The following is a 2257-nucleotide window of genomic DNA, read 5'->3' on the forward strand; positions in this document are numbered from 1 at the left end:
TTAAAAAATATAGTTTCCTTCAGAATCAATTTTTATTTTTAATTCTTTTTTTGTATTTTGGAACAAATCATGTCCTTTTTTTAGATTAGTCCAAAAGTTTATTAGAGTTTTATTATACTGCTCTTTATAATGATTGAAATTAGTATCAGTCATTTTAAAAGGAAATATATATACAGGTATTTTATTTTGACCATTATCTTTAGCATATACTGCATATAAATAAATTTCTTTTATTTTATCATCAGTCATAGGCATGCATCCTATAGTAACAGTTGAACCATGTATAAATATATCTCCTCCAAGTCTAGGCTTATCGCTTTTCTTTTTGTCTGATTCATTTGGATAATTTATACCTAATGAAAGATAATAACTGCTTGCAGGATTAAATCTGTCTATATAATAAAATCCTTCAGGTACTTGTAAATCTCCTTCCATTCTTTTTGGGCCTAATACTCCAGATTTTTGTACTATTTTATATGAATTTATCTTTTTATATGTTTCATCTGATTTGTTTTTGGCATATATATCTAATATACCTTCTTCTTTATATGCTATTATTAAAATATTTAATTCTTCTAATTTTATATTATTATTTTTTATATTTGATTTTACTATAGTATCTTTTTCTTTTATTGCAGTTCTTACTCTGTTGTACCTCTTTTGATCATCTAAAAAAGTTCCGCAGAATGATACAAAGCTTAATATATTAAATACGGCAAATGTAAATAAAATTATTTTTTTCATTGAATTATAATCCTTGATTTAGATATTTTTAAGATATTGTTATAAAGAGAGGCTTGAATTATTATCGTAAATATATTCTTGATAAAAAGTATTTTTTATAGTATTATTTTTATAATCATAACATATATTTTTATGGAGGAGTTAATGTTAACTTTTAAAACTATTGATGAAAAAGAAATGCAAAATATAATTGACACTAAAGAGGTTAGTGATGATATAAAAAAATCTGCAGAAAATGTAATAGCTATATTTACACAGGATTGGTGCGGAGATTGGAAAGGTTTAGAGAGAGAATTAAAAGCAAATGAAGAAAAATCTCCTATAGATATAACTATTTATATTTGTATGTATAATCAAACTTCTTTATATGAACCATTTATGAATTTTAAAGAAACTGTTTGGAATAATGGTTTAATACCATATTTAAGATATTATAAAAATGGTTCTTTTGTTAAAGATACTAATCATTTACCATTCCAAAGATTAATAAAAGCTTTTGAATAATATATATGTTTAGAATAGAGCGTGCAGAAGCAGAGGATATTGAATCTGTTTCTGCTTTAGCAAAAAATATATATTTAAAATATAACTCTAATGTAGATACTAAAGAAGGCATCAATAATGTATTATCATTTATAAATGCTGATAATATGAGATTAAGATTCTTTATGGAAGGTTCTTTAATTCTTACAGCAAAGAATGATGATAATGCCATAATAGGTATGTTAGAGATAACCAATTACAGTCATATTTCACTTTTTTTTGTAGATGATAAATATTTTAAATCTGGTATAGCAACTCAATTATTTGAAGAATCAAAAAATATTTTACAATCAGATAAATACACTGTAAAATCAAGCAGCTATGCTTTAGAATTTTATAAGAAGTTAGGTTTTGTTCAATTATATAATGATATTCAAGTTGAAAACGGCGTGCATTTCTATTACATGCTTTACTGAATATATTTTAATTAAGTAAAAGCAAATATTAAAAAATAATTGCCTTTACTTAATTTTATTTTTTATATTAAACTTTGAAAAATGCCATAAGATCTACTAATTCTCTTGCTTGATACATAAGAGCTTGAGATGCTGCTGATGATTCCTGAACTAATGATGCGTTTTGCTGAGTAACTGTATCCATTTGTGTTATTGCAGTATTTACTTGATATACGCCTTGCTGCTGTTCTACTGCCATAGAGCTTATATCCTGCATTATTTTTGAAGTGTTTGAGATTTTTTCCTCTATAGATTGGAATATAGCTAATGATTTTCTAGCTGTTTCTGCAGCGTTTTTTATTTTTTCTGCTGAATCTTCTATTAATTCAGTAATACTTTTTACTGAAGTTTGTGAAGTTTGAGCCAAATTTCTTACTTCTGCTGCTACAATGGCAAATCCTCGGCCTTGTTCTCCAGCACGTGCAGCTTCTACTGCAGCATTAAGTGCTAATATATACCAAAAACAACTAACAATATTATAGCACCAGAATACCAGTCAAAACAATTAGAGGCAA

Annotated in this window: 3 protein-coding genes and 1 pseudogene; 2 read left to right on the plus strand and 2 right to left on the minus strand. The window is 25.9% G+C overall.

Annotated features, from left to right (window positions below):
- Entirely contained in the window at window positions 1-744 is a 744-nt protein-coding gene (locus tag R4K56_RS14640; RefSeq protein ID WP_335773203.1) for a L,D-transpeptidase family protein, read from the minus strand.
- A 144-nt stretch (window positions 745-888) separates the two neighbouring features.
- On the opposite strand from R4K56_RS14640, the gene R4K56_RS14645 reads away from it, so the two are divergent.
- Both R4K56_RS14645 and R4K56_RS14650 read left to right on the plus strand, forming a co-directional pair.
- Window positions 889-1248, plus strand: a complete 360-nt coding sequence (locus R4K56_RS14645; RefSeq protein ID WP_335756590.1) for a hypothetical protein — start codon at window positions 889-891, stop codon at window positions 1246-1248.
- Between the two features lie 5 nt (window positions 1249-1253).
- Window positions 1254-1703 carry a GNAT family N-acetyltransferase gene (locus tag R4K56_RS14650; protein WP_335756589.1) on the plus strand — a complete coding sequence of 150 codons (450 nt, stop codon included), beginning with the start codon at window positions 1254-1256 and terminating at the stop codon, window positions 1701-1703.
- A gap of 67 nt (window positions 1704-1770) precedes the next feature.
- Here the strand turns inward: R4K56_RS14650 and R4K56_RS14655 are convergent.
- A pseudogene (locus R4K56_RS14655) lies at window positions 1771-2196 on the minus strand (methyl-accepting chemotaxis protein); the annotation flags it as partial.
- Between the last annotated feature and the right edge of the window lie 61 nt (window positions 2197-2257).

Origin of the sequence: Brachyspira pulli (genome assembly GCF_036997785.1) — a bacterium.
GTDB classification, from domain to species: Bacteria; Spirochaetota; Brachyspiria; order Brachyspirales; family Brachyspiraceae; genus Brachyspira; species Brachyspira pulli.

Bases quoted from the DNA above. Each gene is read 5' to 3' on its own strand.
- R4K56_RS14640 (WP_335773203.1), bottom strand. From the start codon at position 744: ATGAAAAAAATAATTTTATTTACATTTGCCGTATTTAATATATTAAGC.
- R4K56_RS14645 (WP_335756590.1), top strand. From the start codon at position 889: ATGTTAACTTTTAAAACTATTGATGAAAAAGAAATGCAAAATATAATT.
- R4K56_RS14650 (WP_335756589.1), top strand. From the start codon at position 1,254: ATGTTTAGAATAGAGCGTGCAGAAGCAGAGGATATTGAATCTGTTTCT.